This is a genomic window from Rhodococcus sp. P14 (assembly GCF_000256505.1).
Taxonomy (GTDB): Bacteria; Actinomycetota; Actinomycetes; order Mycobacteriales; family Mycobacteriaceae; genus Rhodococcus; species Rhodococcus ruber.
Window position 1 is genome coordinate 1 of sequence record NZ_AJFC01000291.1, and the last position, 5,777, is coordinate 5,777.

General features: G+C 70.9%; 8 protein-coding genes. 5 read left to right on the forward strand and 3 right to left on the reverse strand.

Going from position 1 to position 5,777, the window contains the following annotated elements; genetic code table 11:
• Positions 1-108: 108 nt before the first annotated feature.
• The 3 genes from arsA to OEY_RS0120345 are packed head-to-tail and all read right to left on the reverse strand — an operon-like array spanning position 109 to position 2,746.
• The gene (gene arsA / locus OEY_RS0120335) at positions 109-1,899 is read right to left on the reverse strand and encodes an arsenical pump-driving ATPase (protein ID WP_010595617.1); all 1,791 of its coding nucleotides are present in this window, start codon (positions 1,897-1,899) and stop codon (positions 109-111) included.
• A 26-nt stretch (positions 1,900-1,925) separates the two neighbouring features.
• Positions 1,926-2,312, reverse strand: a complete 387-nt coding sequence (gene arsD, locus OEY_RS0120340) for an arsenite efflux transporter metallochaperone ArsD (RefSeq protein WP_010595618.1) — start codon at positions 2,310-2,312, stop codon at positions 1,926-1,928.
• A gap of 17 nt (positions 2,313-2,329) precedes the next feature.
• Positions 2,330-2,746 (reverse strand): arsenate-mycothiol transferase ArsC, encoded by a 417-nt coding sequence (locus OEY_RS0120345; protein ID WP_010595619.1) that lies wholly within the window; start codon positions 2,744-2,746, stop codon positions 2,330-2,332.
• A 71-nt stretch (positions 2,747-2,817) separates the two neighbouring features.
• On the opposite strand from OEY_RS0120345, the gene OEY_RS0120350 reads away from it, so the two are divergent.
• The 5 genes from OEY_RS0120350 to OEY_RS0120370 all read left to right on the forward strand — a co-directional run.
• A complete protein-coding gene (locus tag OEY_RS0120350; RefSeq protein ID WP_029540137.1) occupies positions 2,818-3,219 on the forward strand; it encodes an ArsR/SmtB family transcription factor in 402 nt (133 codons plus the stop codon).
• A complete protein-coding gene (arsB, locus tag OEY_RS0120355; protein ID WP_010595621.1) occupies positions 3,216-4,295 on the forward strand; it encodes an ACR3 family arsenite efflux transporter in 1,080 nt (359 codons plus the stop codon). Before OEY_RS0120350 ends, arsB begins: the two co-directional genes overlap by 4 nt.
• Before the next feature lie 23 nt (positions 4,296-4,318).
• Positions 4,319-4,978 (forward strand): arsenate reductase ArsC, encoded by a 660-nt coding sequence (locus tag OEY_RS0120360; protein WP_010595622.1) that lies wholly within the window; start codon positions 4,319-4,321, stop codon positions 4,976-4,978.
• A 19-nt stretch (positions 4,979-4,997) separates the two neighbouring features.
• Positions 4,998-5,414 (forward strand): arsenate reductase ArsC, encoded by a 417-nt coding sequence (locus tag OEY_RS0120365; RefSeq protein WP_006945074.1) that lies wholly within the window; start codon positions 4,998-5,000, stop codon positions 5,412-5,414.
• A 118-nt stretch (positions 5,415-5,532) separates the two neighbouring features.
• Positions 5,533-5,777, forward strand: a 245-nt coding sequence (locus tag OEY_RS0120370) for a DUF2703 domain-containing protein (RefSeq protein WP_010595623.1), incomplete at its 3' end; no start/stop codon positions are given.

The following is a 5,777-nucleotide window of genomic DNA, read 5'->3' on the forward strand; positions in this document are numbered from 1 at the left end:
CTCGCCGACCTCACCACCGGCCTCGAGGCTGCGGGCGCCTGATCCTGCCTCCCACACGCGGCCCCACCCCGGATACCGGGGTGGGGCCGTGCCTTTCGTGGCCGTGATCTACCGGGCGGCGACGCGGGTGGTGGCCTCGCCGAGTGCTCGCAGCGCCGGAACTCCCACCGGCTCGGTCGCGAGCAGCGGCACGACCGCGTAGCGCTCGGCGAGTTCGGTGCGGACCTTGTCGATCTGCCCGAGTTCGGCGGCGGCGCGGCGGCGCAGCAGCGGTGCGGTGGGCGCGGCGGCGGCCACGGAGTTGTCGATCACCCACGCCCAGGGGTGAATGCCGGCACGTTCGAGGTCGCCCTGGAGCCCCGCGGCCTCGAGCACGGGAGTGGTCTCGGCGAGGGTGATCAACAGGACCTTGGTCGAAGCCGGGTCCTGCAGGCGCATCATCGGGGTGACGGCGTGCAGGCCCGGGCCCAGCTGCCGGGTGACGTCGCGGTGGTAGGACCCGGTGGCGTCGAGCAGCAGCAGGGTGTGGCCGGTGGGCGCGGTGTCGACGACGACGAACTTGCGCCGGGACTCCTGGATCACCCGCGAGAATGCTTGGAACACCGCCACTTCCTCGGTGCACGGGGAGCGCAGGTCCTCGGCGAGGGTCGCCCGGCCCTGCTCGTCGAGGTGCGCACCCTTGGTGGCCATCACCCGCTCGTGGTAGGCGCGGGTGGCCTCGGCGGGATCGATGCGCGAGACGTGGAGGTGTTCGACGTCGCCGTGCAGGGTGTCGGTCAGGTGTGCGGCAGGGTCGGTGGTGGTCAGGTGGACCTCGTGCCCGCGTTCGGCCAGGGCCACGGCGACGGCCGCGGCGACCGTGGTCTTCCCGACCCCGCCCTTGCCCATGCACATCACGAGACCGTGCCCGTCCCGCTCGATGTCGTCGATCAGGGCGCGCAGCGGTGCATCCGCGACGTCCGGCACCGCACCGATCTCCGGAGGGAGGTCCGTGCCGACGTCGGCCGTCTCGAACAGCGTCCCGAGGGCCTCGAGACCGATCATGTTCGCGGCCTTGAGCTCGATCAGGTCCAGCGGCAAGGGTTTCAGCGCCGCCGGCATGCCCGCCAACGCGGCCTGTTCACGGCGGTGGATCGCGCGGGCGAGGGGGTCCGTGTCGCCGGACGGCGCCGGCAGGACGCCGTTGACGACGACGTGCTGCCGGCTCAGCCCGAGCGCGGCGAGTTCGCCGTGGGTGCGGTCGATCTCGGCGAGAGCGGAGCGGGTGGCGCGGGCGACGAGCACGAGCCGGGTGCGCCGCGGGTCCGCCAGGGCGTCGACCGCGGCGGCGTACATGGCCTTCTGCTTGTCGAGCCCGGCGAGCGGTCCGAGGCACGACGCGTCGCCCTTGCCCGCCGCGAGGAACTCGGTCCAGTTCCCGGGCAGCTGCAGCAGCCGGATGGTGTGTCCGGTGGGGGCGGTGTCGAACAGCACGTGGTCGAACGACGCGATCTCGCCGTCGGTGTCGGTCAGCAGCGAGGTGAACTCGTCGAACGAGGCGACCTCGGTGGTGCACGAACCGGAGAGCTGCTCGGTGATCGAGGCGATCTCGGCGTCGGGCAGCAATCCCCGCACCGGCCCGACGATGCGTTCCCGGTAGGCGTCGGCGGCCTGCTCGGGATCGATCTCGAGCGCCGACAGGCCGGGCACCGCGGGAATCGCGGTGAGGGCGTTGCCGATCGTGAGGCCGAAGACCTGACCGACGTTCGAGGCGGGGTCCGTCGAGACCAGCAGCACCTTCTTCCCGGCGCGGGCGAGACGCAGTGCGCTCGCACAGGCGATGGAGGTCTTGCCGACGCCGCCCTTGCCGGTGAAGAACACGAACCTCGGCGGGTCGGTCAGAAACGTGGGGGTGGTCATCCGGTGATCTCCTCGTCCTCGACGGCTCAGCAGCAGGTGGCGTCGCCGGGTGTGCAGCAGGCATCGTCCGCGACATTCAGCATCGTCGCGCCGACGGGTGCCTCGGCGACGTCGAGTCCCGCCCACGCGGCGAGCTGGGTCCGATCGGGGTAGCGCCCGGTGAGCACGGTGACGTCGTCGACGAGCACGAGCGGAAGACCGGCGGAGCCGGCGACCTCGAGGAAGCGCTTGACGGCGGGAGTGTGCGCGAAGGCCAGCGGATCGTTGGCCAGGTTGTGGCGGGTGATGGTGGCACCCTGATCCTTCAGCCACTGCATGTCGGCCGTGAAGGTGACGAGGTTGCGGTCCACGTCGTCGCCGCACACGCCGGTGTTGCAGCACAGGGCCGGTTCGAAGACTGCGATGGTGCTCATGGTTTCTCCTGGTCGGATCAGCGGGTGGGGGAAGCGGAGTCGAGCAGCCGGGCGGCGAGGGCGTCGACTCGGGCGGCGATGTCGTCGCGCACGAGGCGCATCCGTTCGATGCCGTCGATGCCGCGCTCGGACGGCTCGTCGGTGTCCCAGTTCTCCGCGTGCGCCGCGTCGACGCGGGCGTCGCGGCCGAGGGTGACGACCAGGTCGACCTCGGTCAGTAGCTGCGGATCGACCGGCTTGGGGTACTCGCCGGCCACCGGTGCGCCGACCTCCTCGAGCACCTGCACCGAGAGAGCGTTGAGCGCCGCACCCGGTGCCGTTCCGGCGGAGTGCACGACGATGCGGTCACCCGCCGCCTTGCGCATCAGCGCGGCGGCCATCTGGGACTTGCCGCCGTTCTTCACGCAGACGAACAGCACCGAGGGTGTGTGCACGGGAGGGTTTCCTTTCGACCGGGCCGGCTGTCCGTTTGACGCCGTGTTTCGACAACCGTCAATATAGACGCATGCCGAATCAACCGCCGCGCGGGGACGAGCCCTGCTGCCCGCCGCTCAGCCGCGAGCCGCTCACCTCCGATTGGGCCGGTGACCTGGCCCGCATGTTCAAGGCCCTGGGCGATCCGGTGCGCCTGCGGATGCTGAGCCTGATCGCCAGCCACGAGGGTGGCGAGTGCTGCGTGTGTGACATCTCACCGTCCTTCGACCTGTCGCAACCGACCATCTCGCATCATCTGAAGGTGCTGCGGGAGGCCGGCCTCCTCGACTGCGAACGTCGCGGCACCTGGGTGCACTACCGGGTCGTCCCCGCCGCCCTGGCCCAGCTGTCCGCGGTGCTGTCCGTCGAATCCGGGCTCGTCGCGACCTCGTCGTGCGCGCCCGCCGGCACCCTCGAGGAGGTCGCCTCGTGACCACCACCCGCGACCACCCGGCCGTGGTCGGCAAGCTGTCCACCCTCGACCGGTTCCTGCCGGTGTGGATCGGCGTCGCCATGGTCGCCGGCCTGTTGCTCGGCCGCCTGATCCCGGGTCTCGGCGACATCATCTCCACCGTCGAGATCGACGGCATCTCGCTGCCGATCGCCCTCGGCCTGCTCATCATGATGTACCCGGTGCTGGCCAAGGTGCGCTACGACCGGCTCGACACCGTCACCGGCGACCGGCGGATGCTGATCGGCTCGCTGGTCCTCAACTGGATCGTCGGGCCGGCGCTGATGTTCGCCCTGGCCTGGCTGATGCTGCCCGACCTGCCCGAGTACCGCACCGGACTGATCATCGTCGGTCTGGCCCGCTGCATCGCCATGGTCATCATCTGGAACGACCTCGCCTGCGGCGACCGCGAAGCCGCCGCCGTCCTCGTCGCGCTCAACTCCGTCTTCCAGGTGATCATGTTCGCCGGCCTCGGCTGGTTCTACCTCTCGGTGCTGCCGGGCTGGCTCGGACTCGAACAGACCACCCTCGACGTCTCGCCCTGGCAGATCGCCAAGTCGGTGCTCATCTTCCTCGGCATCCCGCTGCTCGCCGGCTTCCTTACCCGCCACTTCGGCGAGAAGGCCAAGGGCCGGACCTGGTACGAGCAGAAGTTCCTGCCCAGGATCGGGCCGTGGGCCCTGTACGGCCTGCTGTTCACCATCGTGATGCTCTTCGCGCTGCAGGGCGAGCAGATCACCTCCCACCCGTGGGACGTCGCCCGCATCGCCCTGCCGCTGCTGGCGTACTTCGCGATCATGTGGGGCGGCGGCTACCTCCTGGGCGCGGCGATGGGCCTGGGCTACGAGCGCACCACCACCCTCGCGTTCACCGCGGCCGGCAACAACTTCGAACTCGCCATCGCCGTGGCCATCGCCACCTTCGGCGTCACCTCCGGACAGGCCCTCGCGGGCGTGGTCGGACCGCTCATCGAGGTGCCCGTGCTCGTCGGCCTCGTCTACGTCTCGCTCGCCCTACGCAAGCGCTTCGCCCCCTCCGCCACCCCCGCCGCTTCGTGAAGCCCGAGAGCCAGGGAGCCGACATGTCCGACCACTCCGACCGCTACCAGCCCGAACTGCTCATGCCGCAGGCGGTACTCCAGCGTGCCGCCGAGCACCTCGCCGACAAGTACGACGGGATCTTCTCCCCGCAGACCGTCGAACGGGTGGTGTTCGAGTCCTATGCGGCGCTGCGCCGCACCGCGACCGTCTACACCCACCTGACCGCGCTCGCCCCGCGCTTCGCCGCCGAACGCCTGACCGCACTGGCCCAGGCCGAAGGCGCCGTCGCCAAGGACGTTCCGGAGGTGCTGTTCGTCTGTGTGCACAACGCCGGCCGCTCCCAGATGGCCGCCGCCCTGCTGGATCACCACGCCGGTGGCCGCGTCCACGTCCGCTCCGCGGGCTCCGCGCCGATCGCGGCGATCAACCCGGTGGTGGTCGAGGCCATGGCCGAGCTCGGCCTCGATCTCGGCGCCGAGTTCCCCAAACCGCTCACCGACGACGTCGTCGCCGCCGCGGACGTGGTCGTCACCATGGGCTGCGGCGACGCCTGCGCGGTCTATCCCGGCAAGCGCTACCTCGACTGGACCGTCCCCGACCCGGACGGGCAATCCCTCGAGGTCGTCCGCACCATCCGTGACGACGTCGACGCCCGGGTCCGCGCTCTGCTCGCCGACCTCACCGCCGTTCCCACCGCCTGACACCCGAAAGGTTCCCTCGATGACCACCAAGCCGTCCGTGCTGTTCGTGTGCGTGCACAACGCCGGCCGCTCCCAGATGGCCGCCGGATTCCTCACCGCCCTCGCCGGCGACGCCGTCGAGGTCCGTTCCGCCGGCAGCGCCCCCGCCGATCAGGTCAACCCCGCCGCCGTCGAGGCCATGGCCGAGCTCGGCATCGACATCTCCACCCAATCCCCGAAGATCCTCACCACCGACGCCGTCGAAGCCTCCGACGTGGTGATCACCATGGGCTGCGGCGACACCTGCCCGGTCTTCCCCGGCAAGAGCTACCGCGACTGGGTGCTCGAGGACCCGGCCGGCAAGGGCGTCGAGTCGGTCCGCCCCATCCGCGACGAGATCAAGACGCGGGTCGAGGCGCTGATCGCCGAACTCGTCCCCGGCGCCGTCCGCAGCTGACCGAGCGCAGGGCGTGTCCGGCCGGATCCACCAGGACACGCCCTGCGGCCCGGCCGGGTCGGCCACACTGGAGCCGGGTCGACTCCCACCTTCCCCGCGAACCGAGAAGGGGTGCGCGATGACGGCACTGCCCATCGTCTGGCAACGCCTGGTCAGCCAGGGACAGACGTGCCGCCGCTGCGCCAGCACCGGTGAGCAGGTCCAGGACGCGGTCGGCACGCTCGAGCAGGTCCTGCGCCCGCTCGGCATCGCACCGCACCTCGAGGTCCGCGAACTCGACGACGCCGCCTTCGCCGCGAACCCGGCCGAATCCAACCGCATCTGGATCGCCGGCCGCCCGCTCGAGGACTGGCTCCCCGCCGC

Coding starts and splice junctions, on each gene's coding strand:
- arsA (WP_010595617.1), bottom strand. CDS start 1,899: ATGACCACCCCCACGTTTCTGACCGACCCGCCGAGGTTCGTGTTCTTC.
- arsD (WP_010595618.1), bottom strand. CDS start 2,312: ATGAGCACCATCGCAGTCTTCGAACCGGCCCTGTGCTGCAACACCGGC.
- OEY_RS0120350 (WP_029540137.1), top strand. CDS start 2,818: ATGCCGAATCAACCGCCGCGCGGGGACGAGCCCTGCTGCCCGCCGCTC.
- OEY_RS0120360 (WP_010595622.1), top strand. CDS start 4,319: ATGTCCGACCACTCCGACCGCTACCAGCCCGAACTGCTCATGCCGCAG.
- OEY_RS0120365 (WP_006945074.1), top strand. CDS start 4,998: ATGACCACCAAGCCGTCCGTGCTGTTCGTGTGCGTGCACAACGCCGGC.